Origin of the sequence: Alginatibacterium sediminis (assembly GCF_003610775.1) — a bacterium.
Lineage (GTDB): Bacteria > Pseudomonadota > Gammaproteobacteria > Enterobacterales > Celerinatantimonadaceae > Alginatibacterium > Alginatibacterium sediminis.
The window spans coordinates 54,677-77,429 of record NZ_RAQO01000007.1; the positions used below are offsets into that span (position 1 = coordinate 54,677).

22 protein-coding genes are annotated in these 22,753 nt (G+C 42.3%); 5 read left to right on the forward strand and 17 right to left on the reverse strand.

Features of this window, described 5'->3' with window-relative positions:
- Window positions 1–248: 248 nt before the first annotated feature.
- Complete coding sequence (locus DBZ36_RS13260) at window positions 249–1,025, forward strand: PEP-CTERM sorting domain-containing protein (RefSeq protein ID WP_120355445.1); 777 nt, start codon at window positions 249–251, stop codon at window positions 1,023–1,025.
- Window positions 1,026–1,240: 215 nt separating this feature from the next.
- Here the strand turns inward: DBZ36_RS13260 and DBZ36_RS13265 are convergent, their stop codons facing one another.
- The 4 genes from DBZ36_RS13265 to DBZ36_RS13280 form a co-directional block, all read right to left on the reverse strand.
- Window positions 1,241–1,825 carry a DJ-1/PfpI family protein gene (locus tag DBZ36_RS13265; RefSeq protein ID WP_120355446.1) on the reverse strand — a complete coding sequence of 195 codons (585 nt, stop codon included), beginning with the start codon at window positions 1,823–1,825 and terminating at the stop codon, window positions 1,241–1,243.
- A 109-nt stretch (window positions 1,826–1,934) separates the two neighbouring features.
- Window positions 1,935–2,933 carry a hypothetical protein gene (locus tag DBZ36_RS13270; protein WP_120355447.1) on the reverse strand — a complete coding sequence of 333 codons (999 nt, stop codon included), beginning with the start codon at window positions 2,931–2,933 and terminating at the stop codon, window positions 1,935–1,937.
- 506 nt (window positions 2,934–3,439) lie between these two features.
- On the reverse strand, window positions 3,440–4,129 hold the full coding sequence (locus tag DBZ36_RS13275; RefSeq protein WP_158589101.1) for an oligogalacturonate-specific porin KdgM family protein: 690 nt from the start codon (window positions 4,127–4,129) through the stop codon (window positions 3,440–3,442).
- Between the two features lie 144 nt (window positions 4,130–4,273).
- Window positions 4,274–4,912, reverse strand: coding sequence for an HD domain-containing protein (locus DBZ36_RS13280; RefSeq protein ID WP_325049100.1), 639 nt, complete (start codon window positions 4,910–4,912; stop codon window positions 4,274–4,276).
- 322 nt (window positions 4,913–5,234) lie between these two features.
- Between DBZ36_RS13280 and DBZ36_RS13285 the strand changes: the two genes are divergently transcribed.
- On the forward strand, window positions 5,235–5,444 hold the full coding sequence (locus DBZ36_RS13285) for a cold-shock protein (RefSeq protein ID WP_120355449.1): 210 nt from the start codon (window positions 5,235–5,237) through the stop codon (window positions 5,442–5,444).
- Window positions 5,445–5,578: 134 nt separating this feature from the next.
- Here the strand turns inward: DBZ36_RS13285 and DBZ36_RS13290 are convergent, their stop codons facing one another.
- Window positions 5,579–6,253, reverse strand: a complete 675-nt coding sequence (locus tag DBZ36_RS13290; protein WP_120355450.1) for a glutathione S-transferase — start codon at window positions 6,251–6,253, stop codon at window positions 5,579–5,581.
- 290 nt (window positions 6,254–6,543) lie between these two features.
- On the opposite strand from DBZ36_RS13290, the gene DBZ36_RS13295 reads away from it, so the two are divergent.
- On the forward strand, window positions 6,544–8,883 hold the full coding sequence (locus tag DBZ36_RS13295) for a peptidase U32 family protein (protein WP_120355451.1): 2,340 nt from the start codon (window positions 6,544–6,546) through the stop codon (window positions 8,881–8,883).
- Window positions 8,884–9,100: 217 nt separating this feature from the next.
- Here the strand turns inward: DBZ36_RS13295 and DBZ36_RS13300 are convergent, their stop codons facing one another.
- The 4 genes from DBZ36_RS13300 to DBZ36_RS13315 form a co-directional block, all read right to left on the reverse strand.
- Entirely contained in the window at window positions 9,101–9,730 is a 630-nt protein-coding gene (locus DBZ36_RS13300; RefSeq protein ID WP_120355452.1) for a DUF1349 domain-containing protein, read from the reverse strand.
- Window positions 9,731–9,840: 110 nt separating this feature from the next.
- A complete protein-coding gene (locus tag DBZ36_RS13305; protein ID WP_120355453.1) occupies window positions 9,841–10,479 on the reverse strand; it encodes a LysE family translocator in 639 nt (212 codons plus the stop codon).
- Between the two features lie 188 nt (window positions 10,480–10,667).
- Entirely contained in the window at window positions 10,668–11,813 is a 1,146-nt protein-coding gene (locus tag DBZ36_RS13310) for a DUF1624 domain-containing protein (protein ID WP_120355561.1), read from the reverse strand.
- 209 nt (window positions 11,814–12,022) lie between these two features.
- Complete coding sequence (locus tag DBZ36_RS13315; RefSeq protein WP_120355454.1) at window positions 12,023–12,571, reverse strand: carboxymuconolactone decarboxylase family protein; 549 nt, start codon at window positions 12,569–12,571, stop codon at window positions 12,023–12,025.
- 245 nt (window positions 12,572–12,816) lie between these two features.
- Between DBZ36_RS13315 and DBZ36_RS13320 the strand changes: the two genes are divergently transcribed.
- A complete protein-coding gene (locus tag DBZ36_RS13320; RefSeq protein WP_120355455.1) occupies window positions 12,817–13,404 on the forward strand; it encodes a TetR/AcrR family transcriptional regulator in 588 nt (195 codons plus the stop codon).
- Window positions 13,405–13,824: 420 nt separating this feature from the next.
- Here DBZ36_RS13320 and DBZ36_RS13325 read toward each other — a convergent pair whose 3' ends face one another.
- The 4 genes from DBZ36_RS13325 to DBZ36_RS13340 are packed head-to-tail and all read right to left on the reverse strand — an operon-like array spanning window position 13,825 to window position 17,587.
- Window positions 13,825–14,814, reverse strand: coding sequence for an efflux RND transporter periplasmic adaptor subunit (locus DBZ36_RS13325; protein ID WP_120355456.1), 990 nt, complete (start codon window positions 14,812–14,814; stop codon window positions 13,825–13,827).
- Window positions 14,811–15,326, reverse strand: a complete 516-nt coding sequence (locus DBZ36_RS13330; RefSeq protein ID WP_233558138.1) for a magnesium transporter — start codon at window positions 15,324–15,326, stop codon at window positions 14,811–14,813. The genes DBZ36_RS13325 and DBZ36_RS13330 overlap by 4 nt, the downstream gene beginning before the upstream one ends.
- A 45-nt stretch (window positions 15,327–15,371) precedes the next feature.
- On the reverse strand, window positions 15,372–15,623 hold the full coding sequence (locus tag DBZ36_RS13335; RefSeq protein WP_199711873.1) for a hypothetical protein: 252 nt from the start codon (window positions 15,621–15,623) through the stop codon (window positions 15,372–15,374).
- 56 nt (window positions 15,624–15,679) lie between these two features.
- Window positions 15,680–17,587, reverse strand: a complete 1,908-nt coding sequence (locus DBZ36_RS13340) for an alkyl/aryl-sulfatase (RefSeq protein ID WP_120355457.1) — start codon at window positions 17,585–17,587, stop codon at window positions 15,680–15,682.
- A 121-nt stretch (window positions 17,588–17,708) separates the two neighbouring features.
- On the opposite strand from DBZ36_RS13340, the gene DBZ36_RS13345 reads away from it, so the two are divergent.
- Entirely contained in the window at window positions 17,709–18,629 is a 921-nt protein-coding gene (locus DBZ36_RS13345; RefSeq protein WP_120355458.1) for a LysR family transcriptional regulator, read from the forward strand.
- 26 nt (window positions 18,630–18,655) lie between these two features.
- Here the strand turns inward: DBZ36_RS13345 and DBZ36_RS13350 are convergent, their stop codons facing one another.
- From DBZ36_RS13350 to DBZ36_RS13365, 4 genes are all read right to left on the reverse strand, one after another.
- A complete protein-coding gene (locus tag DBZ36_RS13350; protein WP_120355459.1) occupies window positions 18,656–19,447 on the reverse strand; it encodes a PhzF family phenazine biosynthesis protein in 792 nt (263 codons plus the stop codon).
- 274 nt (window positions 19,448–19,721) lie between these two features.
- Window positions 19,722–20,111 (reverse strand): HIT family protein, encoded by a 390-nt coding sequence (locus tag DBZ36_RS13355; RefSeq protein ID WP_120355460.1) that lies wholly within the window; start codon window positions 20,109–20,111, stop codon window positions 19,722–19,724.
- A 56-nt stretch (window positions 20,112–20,167) separates the two neighbouring features.
- Window positions 20,168–20,626 carry an NUDIX hydrolase gene (locus DBZ36_RS13360; protein ID WP_120355461.1) on the reverse strand — a complete coding sequence of 153 codons (459 nt, stop codon included), beginning with the start codon at window positions 20,624–20,626 and terminating at the stop codon, window positions 20,168–20,170.
- A 279-nt stretch (window positions 20,627–20,905) separates the two neighbouring features.
- Window positions 20,906–22,747: an FG-GAP repeat protein gene (locus DBZ36_RS13365; RefSeq protein ID WP_158589102.1), complete on the reverse strand. Its 1,842-nt coding sequence runs from the start codon at window positions 22,745–22,747 to the stop codon at window positions 20,906–20,908.
- Window positions 22,748–22,753 lie beyond the last annotated feature (6 nt).

Consider the following 22,753-nt stretch of genomic DNA (forward strand, 5'->3'; position numbering starts at 1 on the left):
GACACCTTGGTTCATAACATTATAGTTAACAATAAACAGTTAAAATTCAGCACCTTATTAACACTCACTTATACCTATCCACAAAACAGAAACATGTTTTACCGGTAATTATTGTCATATTTTTTTACACTTACACTTAATTGGACGAAGCTACTAGTTTTAACCATCTGTTTTATATTAATTTTTTATAGTGGTTCATTTTTTGCATCTACAAAATGGATTTTGTAAACACATGGAAAGTATAATTAATGAACAATGTAGTAAAGTTAGTATGCTTAGGCGCTGTGATGGCAACATCAACGATTTCTATATCGGCCAACGCGGGTGTAATTGGAGTCTTTGGTGCAAGTACTGGAAATGCAGTGAGTATTGCTAGTGCGCAAGGCCATACCATTGAAGTTATATCAGATTTTTCAAACCTAGGTATTTACGATGTGGTTTGGGGGCTAAACGGCCGTAATGACGCTCACAGTTCACAGCTAAGCACTTACTCTGCTGGAATAGAAAGCTACGTTATGCATGGCGGCGTATTAATGTACCATGACCGTTTCGTAACCAGTGGTGAGAACTTTATACCAGGCGCATCTAATTTTTCTTTCACTCGAAACACCAGCAGTAACATTGACCTTGCACAAGCCAGCGGCGTTGCAGGCTCTAGCATTAACGACTTAACCCTAGATGGCGGCAGTAGTTCAAACCATGGTTATGTATTGGAGTCGTCTATCGACCAAGCATATACAGCAATTTTTGATAACGGTGTTGACGGTCAGCTTGTAGATTTTAGTTACGAATATGGCTTAGGTGATGTTTACTACTCGAGTATTCCTTTAGATTACTACCTTGGCGGCGCAAATCCCGTTAGTTTTAGTACCCTTTATACCCCACAGGTTGTTGATTACTCTATTTCTTTAGCCCAAGCTAACAATGGGTTTAGCCCTGCAACCGTTTCTGAACCAGAAAGTATAGCTATCTTCGCTCTATCTTTGCTCGGTCTAGGTGCTCGACGTTTCAAAAAACGCGTTTAACTAACGCGCTTAACTAAAGCAATAATTATTTTTCAAATACTAGTTAGTTAACCTAACTAGTATTTTTTTGCCTACCTGCCAAACTGAACACCTACATTGTCCCAAAAATTGCTTCGCGAAGACTATTTATATGCGCAATCCAAAGCTATCTCAAGACGCATTAGGATCAGCATCTTTGTTCCAAGATTCGGCTTTTACTCGACTATTTAATGGAATCAATTTGATGGCTCAGTTTGCCAATGATAATCCATTTGTTTGGCCGTTGTTTCTGCAAGCTCAGGGCTAGCCAACTCGGACACCAAGTACAAACTCATATCAATTCCAGCAGAGATTCCAGCGGAGCTGACAAACTTGCCTTGTCTCACCCAGCGCTGATTGTCTTTCACTTTAAGCTTGGGAAAACTGTTGCGCAAGTCGGCGACGTCTTCCCAATGGGTAATCACATCTAGGCCATCATACAAACCTGTTTTGGCGAGTAAAAACGCACCGGTACAGACGCTGGCCACTAGATCTGCGGTTTGGGCATTATCGTAAATCCAATCAATCACTTTGGGTTTTTCAAGCTCGGCCGTATGCACGCCGCCAACCACGACCAGCAGATCAATATCTGGATGATTATCAAAGCTATAATGCGGAACCACTAAATAACCACCGCGCGCATTGACGGTTTGCGCTGATTGAGCAACTAGAAAAATGTCCCAATCATTCTGTACTAGGCGTTTTGCGGTACTAAACACTTCAAATGGCCCCGAGAAATCCAGCACCTCAGCGTCATCATAGATATAGATAGCAATATTCATAGCGGTCTGCTCACTTGAGTTTGTGGGGGAGTTAGTGACTCTGCAATTAAATATATAATCAGAGCCAGGCTTTTACGCAAGGCTCATAGTGCTTTGAATTGACGTTAAATTATCGAATTTTATTATCACGACCAAAATAGCGGTCTGTTTCAAATTCTTCAATAAGTTCGTGCAAAGTACCAACGCTGCCCTTTGAAACCAATTTACACGATATTGCGCTTAGTGCGATCAAGATATCTTTACACTCGATACGCGCTTTGGTCACTTCTCGTGATGCATATCTCAGGATCTGCGCTTGCATACGATCGCCCTCATCTATCATATGATTAATAAAGTTCTGAAATACAATATTGGCAAGTTTGTGATTTTCTACAGTGTCGGGCTCAATGACTTCTTTGAGATAGGTTTTTTCTTCACCTGCTGGGACAAATAGTTGGATCCAATCGTAATAATCTTCATCAAACAAAATGGACTTAACCCGGTTCAAACACTTTTCATCTGCTATGACTGTACTTATTCCAATTTTTTCATCACCTTCTGGAGCTTGTAAATCACCGATCAAAACAATCAACGTACCCACTTCACGAAGTAAAGATATGTAACCTGAGCCCAATCGATTGTAGGCTTGCGCAATCTCAGAAACATTGGCTTCAAAAACTTGAATGTATTCGCCTTTGGTATCAATAGACATCAACATCGGAAGCAAAGTGTAGCGTCGCTTTTGGATGATTTCGTAAAACTCTCCAGTACGGCTGCGTATTTTTCCCAGTTGTTGGGTTGAATTTTCCACAAATTCAGAGTCATGTTGTAGCGCTCGTATCAAACGACTGAAGTCAACTTCGCCGTCCTCTACCTTGATAAGACGGTCTATTTTTGATTCGAACGCTGTGGACTCGTCGATTAAACTTGAAAATTCGTTCTCCATTTCGCGCAAAACACTTTGAACCGTTTTCAAACATGTTGAACGCACACGTTGGTCGACACCTTTTTGCGCCTCTTCTTGTGCTCTTTTTTTCTGACTATATGCCCATGAGACTGCTGTTGCGATAATCGTAATGCTAGTAGCTACATCGAACCCAAACTGGATACTATTTGATATATTGAACATATTTCCCTCGAATCTAGATTAAACACACCATTTAAGTTGATGCTTGAAGACGTTCTTTTCTAAACATTTCTTGTATAAAAATGGAACCATTCAATACATTTTTTTGTTGAAAAAACAATCTGTTCCATGACAAAAAGCTAGTCTTTGGTGAGTCGCACTCCTTGTATTCGAAGAGTAACTAATACCCATGGCAATTAGAAGCGACTAAATTAGTCAGAATATGCGCAAACTATTTCATTTTATGACTTTCACTAGCCGTAAATAGAACGCTGAGGCTCGTTAACGCGCGAAGATTGCAAAGAAATTAAAAAAGCTTTTCCAGACATTTATGCGAAGAATTTATTTGATGAAGGAGAGTTTATCGTAATCGATCTTCAGCTTAGATTTATACAGGGTAAAATTTGCCAAACTAGGTTTGATGCCAACGTAGGCTGAATACAAAAGCGCGATAACTGGGGTAACCAACTATCGCGCTTTGACTTAAGAATCACACCTTTGTTATCGGCTTAAAAAACCCAGGTCACACCAAAACGCCAACGTTTTTCTTCTGTAACATCGGGGGCACTAGCAGTACCTTTGTTGATGTTATCTAACAACTGAAATTCTAGGTACGGAGACCATGTTTCAAAGCCTGTGTATTTGGCTTGGAAGGTATGTTCCCACTTGTTGTCTTTCAAACTGCCATCGTTTTTAAAACTGACGTCATCGCGAGCGATGTAGGCTGGGTTATATTCAAGGCTAACGGCCTCAAAAGCATAACCAAACCAAGCATCAAACTGATTGGTATTGTTAGCATCACCCGTAGCGCTTTGATAACGATAGCGCCCTGCAATGTAGTAAGGACCCGGTGACCACGTTAGTTTCAGATAAGGGCGGTACTCTACATGATCACGCCCAGCCCAATAGACGAAACCAGGACTCCAAGTTAAATTATTAGCGGATTTATAGTTGTAGTTAACCTCGGTTTCAAACGCGCTAACACTTTGGGTTTTATCCGAAAATAAATCTTTACCATGACCTTGAGTCCCCTCAAGATGAACTTGCCATGCATCGGCAAAATCTAAACCAGCTCGGGCGCGATGTTCCCATTGCTTAGCTTCGGTTGCGTAGGCACCACGCAAATCCAAGTAAGCAGCTTGCGAGCTAAAAGCGGCAGCGAGTATCGGTGTAATTAGAACGTACTTTAGTGCTTTCATTTTGAACTCCATCTCTTTGCATACAATCAAATAATGATGTCTGAACCTTCTTAAACAGGTGCTTTGACATCAAAATCCAGTCTCAATTTTTAGCATAGGCAGTATATTAGGAAGTTGCAAAATACTTAACAAAAACAATACAGTCTAACTGTAAACTTCATGCTTAAATTGGCGGAGATAGGATTGCATATATTGGGTACGCGCTTTCGCTTCATTACGGCCTGAAACAGTATTCATCGTAGACTCCAAGTTTAGCAACTTGGTAAAAAAGTGATCTAGGGTAAATCTCGAGTCATCTGGATTTCTGTCTTCACAAAACGGATCGTTAACACTATATAGAGGCCGGTCTAACGCAGCGCTTACTTGAATGCAACGCGCAATACCCACCGCCCCTAGGGCATCAAGTCGATCAGCATCTTGCACAATTTGTGCTTCTAATGATTGTGGAGTTACTGCAGCACTATAGCTATGAGCGACAATTGCATGATGTATTTCAGCAATATATTGCTGTGGATAATCCAGGGTAATCAAGAATTGCTGGGCTTTTTTAGCAGCGATCAACGAGCTGTTACGCCGCTGAGGGTGATCTTTAGGGTAAGAGAAGCAATCATGAAGGTAAGCAGCTGGCATAACCACAGCCCAATTGGCTTTTTCAGTTTCACAAAGCTTTCTAGCACTGGCCACAACCCGCCGTACATGATTTAGGTCATGGGCTAGGTCTTGGGTCATTTCTTGCGCTATAAAACCTAATATTTGTTCTTCATGCTTATCAATATCTTGCACAGGAAACTACTCAGTAAACGCGTATTCTGAATTCAATTTACACTGGCATGCCACAATAATCTATCGCTGTACAAGGCTAAAACTCTCGGCTTTTGAGCGAAAACTCTAATACCTAAAAATGGTAATTAATTTCAAAAATAGCTATACATCTGCCGATATAACCAGTACATTACCCGCAGCTAGAAAGAAGTCTCCAATTTATATGCTACATTTCGCTGTCTTATTCGTAATACCTCGTCCTGCAGTTTTTAAGTTTAAGTCTACATTTTTAAGCGATTCAAGCCTCTCGGGGCACAACTAAAAATTATACAGGATATTTATTATGTCTAACACAGTTAAAGGAACCGTTAAATGGTTCAACGAATCTAAAGGTTTTGGTTTCATCGAGCAACAGTCTGGTCCAGACGTATTCGCTCATTTCAGCGCAATCGTTAGCGATGGCTTCAAAACTTTGGCTGAAGGCCAAGCAGTAGAATTCACAGTAACTGACGGCCAAAAAGGTCCTCAAGCTGAGAACATTCGCCCTGTTTAATTGCGAATAATTCTATTGAAAAGCAAATCTTCGGATTTGCTTTTTTTTTGCCTCTGATTTCCCAAATTTGATTGCAAAAAACTTACTGCCTGCTCAAAACAATTCTCAAGTCCCGTAATAAACCAGCTTAACCTTCAAGCTCCGAACTTTAGCTCTGCCTGCCCTTCTTGCCACAAGGGATATTTAGCCATCACTTTGGTAAACATCGGGCTCTGTAAATAGTTGCTGAGCCACAATCGCAGCTTTGGATACGCTGACTGCAAATACCACTGGCGCTCTACCCTTGCAAACTGGCGTATGAACGGGAGCACGGCGATATCAACTAAGCTTTCAGAATCTGACACAATATAAGCATGCTCATTTAAGCGCGTCTCTATTAACTGTAGGTATGGCTCGCATGCACTTCTACATTCAACGACATTCGGCTCTCGGTAACGTTTGGCACATTTGTAGTGATCAAGTACAGATTTAAACTCGGTATCGAATACGCGTATAAAATCCAACATTTCAGCCAAACGACTTGGGTGATCTTGTTGAAGTAAATTGCTTGGGTCACTTTGCTCCAGCGCCCACAACATGACATCTAAGCTTTCATCAATAACCTTACCATTGGCTAATACCAGAATCGGTACGGTTGCTTTCGCTGACGCAGCTAACATGGCTTGGGGTTTATCGCTTAACACAACATCTCGTAACACCACACTCTGCTTGGCTTTAAATACAGCAATTCGCGCTCGCATCGCATAGGGGCAGTTGCGTAGTGAATACAAAATGGGCTTGGTATTAGTAATAGTGTTGGTCAGTTCCATGCTTATTTGTAGCCCTATTTACGTGATAAGAAATGGTAATACCATTCCGATTAATTTGTTGGTCTTTATTAGTCGTATCTAGAATTGCTTAGTTCAAGGAAAAAATCGCAGTTACTCGTTGACCTAATGACACCGCTTTTGACGCTGATATAAGTGATTGTAGTCGGCTAGACTGACTAAATAATTATTGGGATTGGTATAATCAACTTTAGCGGTATTCATCTGCTTAATATATGCGTAAAATCGCTGCTTTAAAAAATAACAGCCTAAATTGTGGGCACTAAGTGAAAATGACTAGCAAAATTGAACTATTAGCGCCAGGTGGCGACATCGAAGCGATTAAAGCTGCAATCATCGCCGGAGCTGACGCGGTCTACTGCGGCTTAGATACCTTTAACGCCCGAAATCGCGCGTCTAACATTTCATTTGACGAACTAGTCGGTGTGATACAGCTGGCACACAATTTTGACTGCAAAATTTTCCTGACCTTAAACATCATTATATTGGAAAGTGAGTTTAAGTCGCTGGCAAAGCTGTTAAGCAAGCTAGCCAATACCACACTTGATGGCGTAATTGTTCAAGACATAGGGCTACTCTATGTGCTTAGAACTTACTTCCCAAGCTTAGATATTCATGCTTCTACTCAACTAACAACTCATAATGTAGGACAAGTTCCTTTCCTTAAAAAACTTGGGGCATCTCGGGTTAACCTGTCGCGCGAATTGAATCTTCGAGAAATCACAGCGATGACAGCGGTTGGGCACCAACACGATGTGTTGACCGAAGTATTTGTGCATGGCTCTTTATGTGTGGCTTTCTCGGGACTTTGTTATTCAACTTCAGCTAGTGCCGGAAATTCTGGCAATCGAGGCCGCTGCAGCCAAGCCTGTCGCGAAGAATACGAAACCACGCCATCGGGCAATAATTTCCCGCTAAACCTCAAAGACAACTCTGCCTTTTTCGACTTGCCCGCATTAATTGATGCTGGTGTTCACAGTTTCAAAGTTGAAGGGCGAATCAAAGGGGCTAGCTATGTGCATACTGTTATTGATAGCTTCCGTAAGCAGATTGACGGCTTTGTTGAAACCGGAGAATTGCTTGAAGATGGAGAGCGCCTCTATAAAGTCTTTAATCGTGATTTGTCTAACGCGTTTTTGCGCGGTGACCTTAACCAATCCATGTTTATTGAGAACCCCCGTGATAATTCCAAATATCACGCCTTAGCCAAAAACGAAGCGATATCGGTGGTACAGATCCACCAGGTAGAGCAAAATCTACAAGCCGAAAAACAAGCTATTAACGCCACCGTCTTCGACAAAATTAAACCGCTGAGTATAGAAAAACGCCACTTGAGTTTATCGTTTAAAGGACAGGCTGGGGAACCACTAACACTTTTAGCCACAAGCTTAGACTTTGCCAACGGTCGTAACCAGCCCACGGAGCAGTCCTTTACGCTTCAATCACAAAGCAAGTTGCAAGAAAGCGACAAAAACTGCATTGATAAAAGCGCTGTTGAAAAGCGCTTCAAAAGCTTTAACAACGCCCATTTTCAACTCACAAACCTTGATCTAAAGGATTTGCCCGAGGGACTCAGCTTAGCCTTTAGTCAACTGACCAACTTAAAAAACGAGCTACATTCACTACTTAATGCAAATACGCCGCTTCAAGCCGAAGTTAAACTTCCTAAGCTGGTTCGCCACCCTAAGCCAAGCGATCGCGACACCAATAGTGCCCAAGAAAAAACCAAAGCCAAACTCTCGATTTTGATTTGCGATGAAACCGACATCGATCTCAACACGCTTACCGATGCCGATATTTACTTTAAGCTCCCAGATGCTTATAAGCGTGGTTGTACCAAATACGTCGGTTTTCTTAAGCAAAACCCTCGACTTATCCCTTGGTTTCCAGCGGTATTGATTGGCAAAGACTTCGATGTTGCGCTTACTATTTTGGAGCAAGTGAAGCCCAAACTAATTGTCACCAATAACACCGGTATCGCGCATCGCGCCTTTGAACTTGGCATCGCTTGGATTGCGGGTCCGTTTTTGAACACCACCAACTCGTATGCTTTGTTGGCTTTAAAAGAAGCTTTTGATTGTGCGGGCGCATTTATCTCCAATGAGATTAACTATTTACAAATGCGCGCTATTGCACGGCCTGAAAACTTCAAATTGTTCTATAGCGTGTATCACCCCATTTTGCTAATGACTAGTCGCCAGTGTTTTTTCCAGCAGAGTGTCGGTTGCGACAAACCACGTATTGATAATGGCTGCATGTTGTCATGCGATAAATCAACCAGCATAACCAACCTTAAAGGCATGTCCTTTGCTATTGATAAGCAAAAAGCGGGCTACCCTAGTATTTACAACAACGATCAATTCTTGAATATGGAGATCATTAACCAGTTATCTGAGTTGTATGACGGCTTTATGATTGATTTGACCAACATTGGAGCTGGAGACAAAGTCACACCGGATAAAGCTCAGCTGATTCGACAATTTGAGTTGCTGCTCCAATCAGATACAGACGCGGGCGACGCTAAGCTTTCAGATACTCAGCAAGCACTTCAACATAGCATCAGCGCTATGGTTACCGATGCAACCAATGACCAATACCATAAGGGTTTGTAAGCCTAACTAAGTACAATTTTGGCAACCTTTTAAGCGCAGTAATTTACTGCGCTTTTATTAAGGACTTATACCATTGCTATTGATTTGTTGATCTTTATTAGTTGTATAAAGAATTGCGAAGGCCAAGGAAAAAATCGCAGTTATTCGTTGACCTAATGACACCACCTTTGACGCTGATATAGATGATTGTCGTTGGCTAGGCTGACGAAATAAGGTATTAACTGCCATGCGCTTGCCACACGCACTCAGCTAAGGTCATATCGGAAAAGCATGCTTCAAATGAGCTTTGCGAAGGACTACAAGCGTAAACACCAAAGCTTACCGCTCGCTTAGTTGCTAAGGGTGGATTAGCTTTTCCCATCTCAGCGGTGGTCTTACCTAAACGATGCAAATGGAAAACTCGCATTTGCTTAAATACGATGCCATCTAAAGAAGACTCAACTAGAAAGTCCGGCCCTCTGCGGCTTAAGCGATACCAGATAGAGCGTGGTAGCGCGATATCAACAGTTGCCCAATCTGAATAGCCCAAGTTAGTGACAACACTACCGAGGCGCGAGTAGCGTTGATTTTCAAACTCAATTGATGCTTTAAACCAATTTTCGCTGTCTAAATAGATAATCAGTCCACATTGGTCAAACTGAGACTGATAGTCAAAGCTAACCTTGGCCGTGAAGGTAAAATTTCGGTTCGAATCCAGCAGCAATGCTGGCGCATTGTCATTTTTGAAACCATAGTAAGAACGTTGCCAGAAATCAGTACCGGGGTCAGTGGTGATGGTTACCGATTCATCAGTCACTTGGTGGCGCTTTGGCTCAAAAATCCAACGTGCTTTAGTAAAATCTAACATCTGAAATTACGTCCTTTGATAGCGTTCAAAGCAATAATTATAGGTGTGCAAGACTATCGACGTCTTCGATCAAATCAAAGTGTGGGCAACAATATAACGATTGCTGACATTTAAGCTTGCGCATTCTTCAACTGCAATAAGCCGACACCCATACCGACAAATAAGCCACCGGTTAGACGATGAAACCATTTCAGACCAGCTTGGCTTAAGAAAGCTTTTTTGGAATATTTGGCCAGGTTTCCATAACTGAATAAGACCAAAAATGAAATACACATAAATAGACTTGTCATGATAAAAAACTGTGGAATAAGCGCAGCTTCTAGGTTTAGAAATTGAGGGAATATAGCGACAAAGAACAATATTGGTTTTGGATTAGTTGCCGCCAATAAAAAACCTTCATAAAAGTAAGAAAAAGGCTTTCTTAGCTTGGAGTTATCGCCATGGGGGTTTGTAAGGCTTATGTTTTTTGATGAGCGAAACTGTTTAAACCCTAAGAAAATTAAATACGCTGCACCAACAAGCTTCACTATCAAGAACAATAAAGACGATGCCAAAATCAGGGAGCCCAAGCCAATAATGGAAACAAAGGACAAGAAGAACAAACCTAGAATATTGCCCAAAGAAGACAAAACCACCGATTTGGTATCGCTACTCATACCATTAGACATTGCTAAAAATACAGCGGGACCAGGGCTAACAACATAAAAGAAAGAAACAACGGTGTATAGCGCTGCGGTATTGTAATCCATGTTTTCAATATCCTTATTTCAACATACGATTTACAGTTTATCCGATATCACAAAAAAGTCTTATTTCGGATATCGCTGACAGTATAAAGGGCTATCAAGCTATAACAATAACGCTTCTTCACGTCAGATAAGTCAGCGCAAATAGACAACATTCAATCGTCTACTTACGCTAAATTGCATAGGCTTGTTTACAAATACTTAATCCAAGCTTGCGTACTCGCACGTTTATAGCGCTCAAAGGCTTTGGTAGGTTTATACAGGGCAAGGGTTAACAGCCCACTGATAAGCCACAATTGCCAGACCTCATCGACACCAAAGTAAACGCCTTTGTTCGGTCCCCAAATGCTATAACAAATCGAATAAGCGATGAGTAAAAAGTACAGATGCACAATGTAGACAAACATAGGGGCGCCGCCATAGACCGACAGAATTTTGTTAGCTTTGGTCTCATAGCGCTCTAAGATCAGTAAGCCTAAGAACATCCCACCTAAGGTAAGCAGTGAAAAGTTCAAGCTGGGCGGGTATTTGGTTAAGTTGAAAAAGGACATTAGCGTTTGCGGTAAGCTTGCATAATGTTGCCACAAAGATGGCTCACCATAGAAATTATTACTACGTAGCAAAACAAACAGCGCTAAACTGCCAAGGCCTAGAGCTAATAGTGCCCGCTGCCGCGTTGAAGCAGCCATTGTTTGTGCATATAAAGGCCCAGCTGCGTAGCCTAATAGGATGATGCCAATCCAAGGTAGGACGGGATAACTAGCGCGGATGTTAAGTAAGTCGGACTCAAGTAACATGCCGCGGTCATGGAGAATTGTCCATACTGGATAAAACCAATGGCCCATTTCAAAACTAATTGGTGACAGCAAATTGTGTCCTGCGACAATAACTCCACCTACGCTTAGCAATAGCCACCTTGGCCAGCTAACACAGCATGCAAGCGCTAGCATCGATAAACCAATGGCCCAAATCACTTGCAGGTATAGAGTTTCGTAGTGCCCCATCCAAGAGAAATTGATAACAACTATTTCTAGAAAAACCAGAAATACACCACGCTTCAACAAAAAGCCACGGGTTGCCGATAGATCATGATCTCTAGATTGGGCAAACAGCCAAGCCGATAATCCCGTTAAGAAGACGAAGGTTGGCGCACAGAAGTGAGCAAGTAAGCGTCCAAAAAACAGGCCTTCGGTGGTAGTTTCTATAACCATGGGGTCAGCTAAAGGAACGTGCAGAAAGACGCGCTCTCGAACATGGTCAAGTAGCATGATGATAATAACGATACCGCGCATAGCGTCGATACTATTAATTCGTTTTCTAATCGTTTCAGATGTCATATTAAGCACTAACATTAAAATTCAGCAATACCTGAAGTTTAACCCACCTCGACACAGCAAGTAACACTAAATTCCAAATTTTTTTAAAAAATAGAACAAAACAGATCGTTATAACTAATAAGCAATCATATATAAGAACAAAAAACCAAAAAAAGCCCATGTGGATCGATTCACATGGGCTTGCAGGCGGAGTTAGCAGTTAACGAGAGTTATTTACTCCAAGCAAACTTCTCAAAAACGCTATCTACAGGTGTTCTTGCAATATGATTAGTGTAGTTACTCATTACTTTTTGTGCCAGTCCAAGTACGATTTCCAGCATCTGTTGCTGAGTATATCCGGCTTCAAAAAACGCGCTAGTTTGAGCATCACTCAGGTTACCTCGACCACGGGTCATTGCCAAAGTGGTGTCATGCAATACTTGCAGTTTTGTGCTTGGCATAGCTGTACTACTGCGCAATGCTTCTGTAAGTAGCGGATCGACGTTCATCATATTGGCAATGCCGGTGTGAGCGGGTACGCAATACCCACACTCGTGCTCTACGTTAATCGTTTGCCATACCACCGTTAACTCTTCAGCGTTAAAAGATGACTCGCTGAATAGTTTATGCAGTACTTGGTAGCCTTCAAATAGCCCTGGCGCTTCAGCCATCACTGCGTGCAATCCTGGTAAGAATCCATTGGCTTTTATAGAGCCCTCAACAAGTGCTTTACTTGCTTGCGGCGCAGATTCTAGGGTATGGGTTTTAAACTGGCTCATTTTTTTATTCCTATTCATTCATCAATGGCATTTCGTGGCTAAGACTGGCAGCTAGTTGTTTTGCCAACTTGGTATGGCGGTACTATAACCAAGCATGAACGATCGTTCAAGAATTATTTTGAGCGATCGTTCAAAATAACTGCCGGACCGAACGTCAAGCGGCTCAATAACTGATGAACTGGACTTAAATGCGCAGTCATACTAAAATTGAACAATCGTTCAGAATATAACTGTGGACAGCATCCGTGAGTAACAATGCAAAATTTGACCGTGAATGGGTCGTTGATAAAGCCACGCAGCTTTACTGGGAAAAAGGCTTCCATGCCACCTCAATGCGCAACTTACAAGATGTCATTGATATGCGCCCTGGCAGCATATATGCAGCCTTTGGTAGCAAAGAAGGTTTGTTCAAAGAAACCTTAGTGCGCTATACCCAACAAGGTATCGATAAACTACAGTCCTGCCGCAAGCAAACCAGCAGCCCGTTGAGCGCGCTTAAGCTATTTATGCGCCAGGTTGTGATTGAAGCGCAAACACAATCTCCTAATGGCATGTGTATGCTGGTAAAAACAGTCTCAGAACTTACCGATGAACAACCCGAGTTGTTACAAGCTGCAAAAGATGCACTAAAAACAATGGAAGCTGAGTTTGAGGCGGTTATTGTTGAAGCCCAAACTATCGGGGAAGTTGCAAACCACAAAAATGCCAAAGCCTTAGCTCGACATATTCAAGTACAGATCACAGGCTTGCGTTCTTATGCGCGCACTACCGATGGCGATGCCCCGCTTGCACAAATGATAGATGAGGTATTCGAACACCACCCCTTTGTCTAAATTAGCCCGCTTTACTCGGCTTTTATAGGGGGTGATTTGATACTGATACTAAATAAACAATCTGGCTCTAAGTCCAAATGGATTAGCCATAAACACTTATAGAGTCATAGGATAATAGGGAAACCAAAATTTGAACTGTTGCCTTTCTTACGTTAGGCCTGTAACAAACTTTTGCAATCAAACAAACGAGAGCTAGTAGTAACAACGCGAACAGCCAATTGTATTCCTAACACCCCCAATAAGAGTATGAGATAGAAGATTGCAGTTGTAATACCAATCCCATTATATTTAGTTATTTTGACCTGTTTGGTGTTTTAGTCAAACAATAGTGATCAAAAAATTACTGTGATTGGTATAAATCTTGAAGATCGACGCAACTAGATACCCCTAACATAAAGAAGTACCTAGCCTAGTTAATAATTACATAGCGTTCAGGTAGGACTTATAGCTGTGTAGACGCACTGCTGCTGCGCCAATGACGTCAATAAATCCAAAAAATGCATGTGGCTTATTAGCTGCTATCCATGCTGATCCGGTTGCCCCAATTGGAATAATTTTGCCTTCTGGCTCAATAATTTCAAGTATGACTGTGCGCCCATGGGTGCTGGTGTTAGACCCCACATGCTGACGTACGCTTTGTGGCCCCTGCATTGGCGATACTGAAGACTCACCTGTACCCGCGGTAAAGCTATGTACCCGAGCTCTAAATATTTCACCAGGATAAGCATCAACGTAAAACTCAGCAAACTGACCGGGCTCCACATAACGAAACGTCTGATCAGGGATCCGCATTTCTAGATACTTACGCGAGGTATCATATATATGCATGTTACCCACTCGGCTGCCATTGGCGACATTAACAACAGCAATCTGACCATCATAAGGCGCGCGTATTGTCTTTCGCTCTTGCTCAAATTCAACGCGTTTATAGTCCGCAAGTAAAGACGCTAGCGAGGATTCAGAGATGCGTAGCTGAGATTTGAAGCTTTCAACATCGCGATTTTTAAAGATCTCCGGCGAGCGTTTAGCCCGTTGTAAATCACGCAACATTTGAGCAATGGATTCTTCTTGGGTAACGATTGCTGATTTGATTTTTTCAAGTTCAGCATTCGAGCTGGTATCTACTAAGGTGTAGATAACATCTCCTTTCTTCACCACTTGGTTATGGTCAACATAGATTTGATCGATCTCTTCTCGCAATAGTGTTGATAACACTGAGTGGGGAGCTTTAATCGTTGATGAATAAGTTAAGTCAACCGGTGCCCACAGCCGTGATAGCACAACCAAAAAAACCAGAATAAATGCGCCACCGGAACAAATCCAAAAAGCACTTCTCATATTCCATTTAATCGCACCAGTTGAAACCAGTATCCACATCAGTAGTACATAGGGGATCATTACTTCTTTCATGATTTAGCCTCCGAGTTATCTGTCGTTTGCACAAGATCGTTTAGTTTGGTTGCTGATTCCAAACGACTGTTACGTATAACAGCGCTAATAGAAGCACCTATATGTTCCCAATTTGCAAAAGCAATCATAATCGCCAATACCCACCATGCTTTATGTAAAAACAGACCACAGAGTGACAAAGCAAAGACCAGTTGGATGTGTGAGCTTTTTTGTTTTTGTGCTTTGTGAACTGCTAGTTCATGGACTTCCCACAACAGGTAAACAACGAAGAGTACTAGAGCGATTGTCACAGAAAACAAATAGCCACTAAAGTATTCAGAGTTAAAAATGAGCATCATTGTCTCATTCGGAGTGTTGGTGAACGATCCCATGTCGATATCTTTGGAGTTAATCGTTCCCATCGGCGCAAGTACATATGCCCCAGCAAGCATGACCAACATAAAGCTGACAAATTTGAATATCACTTTAGATATTGTGAAAAGGACGCGCATAATGCTTTTTATGACGTTCATAATCTTGCCTCAATTAAAAAAAAGATAGCAAAGCTAAGGCTTGTCTCAGCTTGCTTTACTGTGAACTAATGCGTGTTTATCGCTACTGTGAGCATGCTCTGGTTGTTCTAATTCGCCTGCAAATATCTGATAGATATCTATTTGTTTTAAGCTTTGCTTACTAGAGCCTTTAGACACGTCAATTAATTCATCTTCGTTATGGATGTGAGGAATGCTCATTGAGACATCACCCCCACACGCCATTAAATCGAATGACAAACTTAGACATAAATAGGCCAATGACTGGTATTTACTCATCGATTTATTCTCTTTAGCACAAACCCCAGCGTTGCTGCGGTTTGCATAGTTTGTAGTTAGCGCAACGTTACTTTTGGATTTTCAGCTGGCTTGTCGAACATTGAGAAGAAGCTTGCAACTGACTTTACATCGCCATCAATCTGGATATAGCCATCTTGAACCGCTTTAACAAAGTCCACCTTTCCCACCAACAGGCCTAAGAAAATCGGCTTGGTCAAATGCACTGTTGCTTTTGGCTCACCGTCAAAATTTTCGTGGAACTGAGCAACACTTCGACGTATTTCAAGCGCATGGGTTTCATCTGAATCTTCAAAAGCAAATGCAACGGTAAAGTGCTGATCTTGGCTTCGTTGCGCATTCAATCCAAAGCGCATCCCGGCTACCAATTGTGACGGTTCAAATTCGGCCATCAAGTCAGGTGCTTGAAGGTTAATTTTCTTGGAGTAATCAATGGTGCCATCTAACTCTTTAGCTGATGTTAGATACCAGTTGCGCCAATTGTTGTTAGTTTCGCGGTAACCAAGTTCACGAAGCGCTCGCGCTTTAAGTAAACGTGGGCCCATGTCTTCTAAATCAAGGCGGATGATATGGGTGGTGAGCTCAGCTGACCATTGAAAGTCACCTTTATCAAAGGCTTGCTGAGCTATTCGCAACATTTCGTCCCTACCACCTACAAGCTCTACCATGCGCTTAGATGCTTCTACAGAGTGAGTTGGATTTAGTGTGGTAGGGTCACCATCGAACCATCCCATTTCTCCAACAAAGATTTGCTTAGCTGCATGCCGAATCGAACCGTAAAAGTCACCAAGCCATGGGTGGTTTTCAAGATGCTTTGGTAGCTTAATCTTACGAATTAAATCTTCTTGAGTTGCACCGTCGTTTATCGCTTTAATGGACTGGTCATAAGTGAATTGTATGGCATCGCGATACGCAGTTAGCGTGTCATCAACGTGTTTAGCACCAACCACCGGGCGGCCATGAGAGACCATCAAGGTTTCAGCTTGATACTCAAGTAATGTATCAACTCCTGGGAACCATATACTTGGGTCACGGTACTGTGTACCGCGAATGGTGTGTAGGTTAGGGAAACTTTCGCCTTGAATAACTTCAGAACCAAATAACAGCTCAAAATCTGGGAAGTAGGCCGTTATCTCATCAGAGGCTTCTGATGGGACGTGCTTAAACTCAACCTTAATACCTTCAATTTCCATATCCAATTGGCCAAATTTTCCTTCAACAAAGGTATTTGGTGCAATCAAACTGTGCTCCAAAATTTCAAAGTCCGGACCTAAACCACCATTAATACGTCCACCTTCTTCAACTTCAAGCAAGGTACCTAAGGAGTAATCAACACGAAAACCAAGTGCAGGACCGGTTCCGCCCATAGAGCCTTTAACCACGTTAGCCATAAACGTGTCATGAGCGATGATTTTTGCTTGTTCAGCTGCTTCGATTCCGCGAACACCAGCATAGTGATCAGGGTGCCAATGCGAGTACATTATCGCAGCAACAGGTTTTTGATTACCCGTTACTTTGCGAAAATCAGCCATAACAGCTTCCATTTTCTCAACCGATTCAACCGGGTCAAAAATGAGAAGTCCATTGTCGCCATCTACTATCATTGGCGAGGTCAAACCGTAACCGTAGACTTGGAAAAAAGTTTCTTTGTAAGCAAAGATCCCTTTTTCCATCTTCTGTGAATGTGCAGTTAGCTGCGGGTGAACTTTATCTGATACATCAAAATAGGCATTATTCCCGCCAGTAGCTGTCCAGGTCATATCTTTATTGTCACCATGCCAGAAATGGGTAGCACCTGAGCCTTCGCCCAAGTAGTAATCATGGGAAAGGGTTGGGATAGTCACGCTAACATCATCAAAACGATGACCATGGTTTGCACCTGCCTTGGCTGGTAGTGTGAGAGAACTTGCGAGGAGAACTGATAAAGCTAGGATAGATTTTTTCATATTGAACACGATTCACTAACAGAAATTGTTACAGTGATTTTATTGAAGTTGCTCAAAAGATGGCTGATATATGATATAAGATATTTAATATCACGCACCATTATTGATGGAGTTGTAAGTAATGAAGCATTCAGACTATAGCTTGATTCCAACCTTTGTCGCGATTGTTGAAGAGAAAAACTATACCAAGGCCGCGAAACGACTAGGTATCAGTCAGTCAGCAGTAAGCCAAGCGGTGATTCGGCTCAAGGAGGTGTTTAAGGATGCACTGTTTATACGCTCAAGTCATGGTGTAGAGCCAACTCAGTATGCCTTGGATATTTACCCAGCCTTAGCCAGCGCTGTCGAGAATATTGCGTATATGATGCCAGAGTATCAACGCTTTGACCCAAGAGCTTGCGACAAACAGTTTGGAATCTCATCGTTAAGCGTTTTTGGTTTTACAATTTTGCCTGAGCTTGCATCGCTTCTACGTCGCAGCGCGCCAATGGCAAGCATGAAGGTAGAGCCGCTGTATAATAATGAAGTGAGCAGTATGTTACGCTCACAGCATAGTGACCTCGTTATCGATGCGCATTCAAACCGCTATCCACAATTGCGATCTAAAGTCATTATGGAAGACACCTTAAGTGTCATGTGCCGCATTGATCACCCTCGCCTCACCGGCAACTCGATCTCCGTCGAACAGTTTCTAGCGGAAAAACATGTCACTCATTCACAGTTAGACCAAAAATCAGGATACCTAGTTGGCAGGGGACTGAAAGATGAAGCAATTTTAACGAAACGCAGTATCGCTTGGCAGTGCAGTAGCATTATGGAAATGCTACCGGTTGTAGAGCGCTGCGACTATATTGCTGTATTGCCGCAAAAATTGGTCGATCAATACCTGCATGTACACAAGCTAAAACAGCTTAAAGCTCAGTTTTTACTCGAGCCAATTCAAATTGCAATCTATTGGCATTCGTCGCGTACCAACGACCCAAGCCATCGCTGGTTAAGAAGCCAAGTAGAGCTTGCCGCAATGCAATACTCGAATCGTTAAAAGCGGCGATGTTAGATTTGTAAGTATTAGACAAAAATCTTAGCTTGCGAATACAAGACTGCATGACCTGAGACCAATACCCTGCCAGCGTCAATTTTACAGTAAAGCACACCACCGCGTTTTGAAGCTTGGTAGGCAATCAATTCATTTTTGCCAAGTGAGTTTGCCCAATAAGGTGCAAGACCGGAGTGAATGGAACCCGTTACTGGATCTTCATCACCACCACTAGCTGGCCAAAAATACCGCGAGATAAAGTCGTATTGTTCAGACGGACCCGTCACTACAACATCTAAGGGCGCTAAGGTCTTTAAGAGCTCAGATTGGTATTGAACTTTGTTGACGTCATCGGCTGTACTATATACAGCAAAGTAGGCTTGGCGATTTAAAAGCACTGTTTTGGGTGCTATCGATAAGCCTTTAAGTAAGGCTGGTGGAACATCGCTGCAAACTTGCGGGCATTGATTTGGAAAGATCATTTCTATACGTCCATCTTCAAGCTGTTGAACTTTCAGATCACCGACTTTCAAGGTGGAGAAGATTAGGTCGCCACCGCCCCCAAGTTGATTAAAAATCACAAAGGCCGAAGCCAACGTTGCATGCCCACAAAAATCGATTTCGGTAAGCGGAGAGAACCATCGTATCTCATAATGGTTTGGGCCAATAAGCTTAATAAAAGCTGTTTCTGATAGATTATTCTCGACTGCGATATTTTGCATCAGCGCTTCGTCTAACCAGTCATCAATGGGCACAATCGCTGCAGAATTGCCTTTGAATAATTCAGCAGTAAACGCATCGACTATGTATTGATCAAAATCCATTTTTGATTTCCTTTTAGAAAGCATTAGCATCTGGAGAAACACTATATCAAAGTAGCTCATGGCGTTAGTAACATATAGTGTTGCAACAAAAAGTCATTAACTAACTAAGACTCCTTTGCTTAGAAAGAGGTTGGGGGGTTCTTCGAAGTTGCCTTAAAGAGTTAACTGCGCCAGCCTAGACTACCTTTCCCGTTTGAGGCGTTCGCAATACGGCATGTAACCGCATTATTATTAAATCACGCAATTCGTTATTTCAGCGATGTCTGAGACTCCGCTATAAAAGGTCCATCATTTCGCGTAATTTGTCGATAGGTTGAATACCAAGGGCTTGGCTGTGCCACGCAAATTGGTCGCCAATAAACCGAGGGAAAATATGCAAATGATAGTGAGACAGTTCGTTAAACCGACCATTATTTTGTATCAAGGTAATACCGTCGGGTTTAAATTTGCTTTGAATCCGTTTATATAGATCCCTGGCTACCGCGTTTATTTCGCTGTAAATGTGATCAGGTAAATCAATTAGCGATTCATAGGTACGTTTGGGGCAAATAAGTATATGACCGAAATTAATCGGATCGTGATCAGCAAATGCAATAACGTCGTTTGATTCGAAGACAATTACCGCTTCAATTTCACGAGCTACTATCTGTTCAACAATCGTCATAAACCTTCCCTTTTGGGTATGCATGTACCTTTTATTTCAACACCACTCACAACACCCTATGAAGACTGAATATCGAGCTTAAGCATTGCATTGGGTTTGTTATCCACAAAGTAAGACCAAATGTGATCGTAGAGCGCATGTTGACCGGGGAATGGGGTTAAAGCTTTAGCTTGCTCTAGTGAACACCAACGATAGTGGGTGTGCTCGTCATTGAGGATCACAGCTTGATTATCGCGGCAAAGCACCACAAATACCGGAATAAACTGAATGACGTTAACTTGAGGCTCAAAGAATTGCTCCATGAAATGAGCGCTATATAAAGAACCCACTTCAATTTGGGTTTCTTCTTTAAACTCTCGAATAATTGCCTGCCAGCCCAGTTCACTGCCTTCAATTGAACCGGCAACATGACACCAAAATTCGCCTTTCACCCGCTTCATTAATAGCATTTTTGTTTCGCCATCGACACGCGAAAGGGCAACCCCAGATACAATTGAGGTGTTTAAAGGGATCATAGCCTACTCCTTAAGCAATTTGTCTAAACAGGTCAAAACTGGGATGTTTTCTAGGTAACGATTAAATTCGAAAGACTAATATCTAGGATAATACTAGACATTTTTTATATATTAATCAAAAGCTAAGGCTAGCAATAGTAATAGTAGTATTCTTAGTGCTAATGAGATAAGAGTATGTCGATTGATGTGAACCTTACAATGGTTATCTGAACCGAGCTAACTCGAAAGCAGCTGCTGGGAGCGAGTGTAAAGATTGGTGCCAGTGGTGTTTACCGACAGTCAATATAAATAAGCAGCTCCAGTATTCGTTGCTGCATCATCACCGAGACTATTAACGCCACTTGTCGAAGAGTCTTCGTCTGTTGTACCTATGACCAAGGTATTACCATCACCACTTAGGACAATGGAGTAACCAAACAAATCTTGATCGCTTGGATTAGATGCCTTTATAAATGCATTTTGCTGCCAAAGATCCCCACTTCCATCATAAACAAATTGATACACGGCTCCCGTATTTAGGCTTAAGTCATCTTCAATACTATTGATGCCTATACCACTTGAGTCTTCCTGCGTAGCTCCAATCGCCAACACGGTACCGTCATGACTAAGAGCAACTGACTCACCAAACCCATCTCCATCGCCGGTATTACTAGATTTTATGTACGAGTGCTCTCTCCAATTGGAAACGCTTGCATCATATACGAATAGGTAAGCTGCACCCGCATCGCTAGCGGCTTCATCGGAACTACTATTAACTCCTAAAGAAGATGAGTCTTCAGCGAAAGCACCAACAGCCAAAGTGTTTCCTGTGCTATCTAAATCAATCGAAAATCCGAAATTGTCTCCGGCACCGGAATTGGAAGCTTTTATATAAGCTTCTTGGCTCCATAGACTGCTCAACTGGTTATAACGAAATAGATAAACCGCTCCTGAATCAACGGCTAAGTCATCGTCTGTAGAGTTAATGCCGCTACTTGACGAGTCTTCCATAAACGCCCCTACCGCCAGGGTATTGCCATCCAGGCTTAAGGAAACAGCGAATCCAAATAGGTCATCATTAGATGGATTAGATGACTTAATATAGACTTGCTCACTCCAGGTACTGGTTAACGGGTTATAACGAAATACATAGGCTGCCCCAGAGTCAAAATTCAATCCCAGATCAGTTGCATATACACCTGATGAACCAGAGTCTTCACTGTATGCGCCAGCCGCGAAAACAAAGCCATCTCCATTGATAGAAACAGAGAATCCAAAACTATCATTTCCTCCAGCATTGGACGCCTTGAAAATTGACTGTTCACTCCAGGAATTGCTTGATGTATCAAAGCGAAACAAATAAACAGCTCCTGAATCACTGCTAATCGAATCTTCACTTGGCGCACCCACAATCAGCGTATTACCGTCAGCACTTAGCGCCACTGAGTAGCCAAAAAGGTCAGTTCCACCAGAGCTTGAATCTTTGATGTAGGCTTGCTGCTGCCAACGTTTGGTACTGACGTCTAGGCGATACAGATAAACAGCTCCTGAAGGCGGACCTAGATCGTCTGGTATACTATTTATTCCCGTAGAACTTGAATCTTCTAAAGGAGCACCGATAGCCAATGTGCTTCCATCGTCACTGATGTCCAATGACTGAGTATAACGGTTGTTGTCGCCCGGATTGCTGGCTTTAACGTAGCCGATCATTTGGGTCAGTTCATCAGCATCAATGCTTTTTTCAGAGCTTAGTTCAAGATCAGAGCCACTATCAGCCAAAATGAAATAGCTTGCTTCTACCGCTGTGATTAGGTTCACGACTTCAATCGTTGACGAGAGCACATCGCTGACAGTCGCCAACGAAAGACATGAGTTTTGCTGAGATAAATCGCGTTCGCAAATGGTATAGCTGATGCCCGTGATACTAGCGTCAGCCAAGGGGCTCTCCCACGTTAGTGTCATTTGCTTGATGGTCCCGGAGCCATCAATATAACCGTCACTTGCGGATTCTATGCTGACTAAGTTGAAGGCTTGCAGATAAACGGCATTGACGTTTTGTTGTTGAGGATTATTGTCCGAACAAGCGATACACAATAATGCACTCATGACCATCACCAAAATTTGGTGTTTCATCAAAGCCATAAACAT

Excerpts from the sequence above, each read along its gene's own strand:
- DBZ36_RS13330 (WP_233558138.1), bottom strand. The coding sequence starts at position 15,326 with ATGAACGTCATAAAAAGCATTATGCGCGTCCTTTTCACAATATCTAAA.
- DBZ36_RS13360 (WP_120355461.1), bottom strand. The coding sequence starts at position 20,626 with ATGATCCCTTTAAACACCTCAATTGTATCTGGGGTTGCCCTTTCGCGT.
- DBZ36_RS13290 (WP_120355450.1), bottom strand. The coding sequence starts at position 6,253 with ATGGAACTGACCAACACTATTACTAATACCAAGCCCATTTTGTATTCA.
- DBZ36_RS13315 (WP_120355454.1), bottom strand. The coding sequence starts at position 12,571 with ATGAGCCAGTTTAAAACCCATACCCTAGAATCTGCGCCGCAAGCAAGT.
- DBZ36_RS13310 (WP_120355561.1), bottom strand. The coding sequence starts at position 11,813 with ATGACATCTGAAACGATTAGAAAACGAATTAATAGTATCGACGCTATG.
- DBZ36_RS13265 (WP_120355446.1), bottom strand. The coding sequence starts at position 1,825 with ATGAATATTGCTATCTATATCTATGATGACGCTGAGGTGCTGGATTTC.
- DBZ36_RS13355 (WP_120355460.1), bottom strand. The coding sequence starts at position 20,111 with ATGACGATTGTTGAACAGATAGTAGCTCGTGAAATTGAAGCGGTAATT.
- DBZ36_RS13365 (WP_158589102.1), bottom strand. The coding sequence starts at position 22,747 with ATGGCTTTGATGAAACACCAAATTTTGGTGATGGTCATGAGTGCATTA.
- DBZ36_RS13295 (WP_120355451.1), top strand. The coding sequence starts at position 6,544 with ATGACTAGCAAAATTGAACTATTAGCGCCAGGTGGCGACATCGAAGCG.
- DBZ36_RS13345 (WP_120355458.1), top strand. The coding sequence starts at position 17,709 with ATGAAGCATTCAGACTATAGCTTGATTCCAACCTTTGTCGCGATTGTT.
- DBZ36_RS13340 (WP_120355457.1), bottom strand. The coding sequence starts at position 17,587 with ATGAAAAAATCTATCCTAGCTTTATCAGTTCTCCTCGCAAGTTCTCTC.
- DBZ36_RS13285 (WP_120355449.1), top strand. The coding sequence starts at position 5,235 with ATGTCTAACACAGTTAAAGGAACCGTTAAATGGTTCAACGAATCTAAA.
- DBZ36_RS13260 (WP_120355445.1), top strand. The coding sequence starts at position 249 with ATGAACAATGTAGTAAAGTTAGTATGCTTAGGCGCTGTGATGGCAACA.
- DBZ36_RS13300 (WP_120355452.1), bottom strand. The coding sequence starts at position 9,730 with ATGTTAGATTTTACTAAAGCACGTTGGATTTTTGAGCCAAAGCGCCAC.
- DBZ36_RS13325 (WP_120355456.1), bottom strand. The coding sequence starts at position 14,814 with ATGAAAGAAGTAATGATCCCCTATGTACTACTGATGTGGATACTGGTT.
- DBZ36_RS13275 (WP_158589101.1), bottom strand. The coding sequence starts at position 4,129 with ATGAAAGCACTAAAGTACGTTCTAATTACACCGATACTCGCTGCCGCT.
- DBZ36_RS13350 (WP_120355459.1), bottom strand. The coding sequence starts at position 19,447 with ATGGATTTTGATCAATACATAGTCGATGCGTTTACTGCTGAATTATTC.
- DBZ36_RS13270 (WP_120355447.1), bottom strand. The coding sequence starts at position 2,933 with ATGTTCAATATATCAAATAGTATCCAGTTTGGGTTCGATGTAGCTACT.
- DBZ36_RS13305 (WP_120355453.1), bottom strand. The coding sequence starts at position 10,479 with ATGGATTACAATACCGCAGCGCTATACACCGTTGTTTCTTTCTTTTAT.
- DBZ36_RS13335 (WP_199711873.1), bottom strand. The coding sequence starts at position 15,623 with ATGAGTAAATACCAGTCATTGGCCTATTTATGTCTAAGTTTGTCATTC.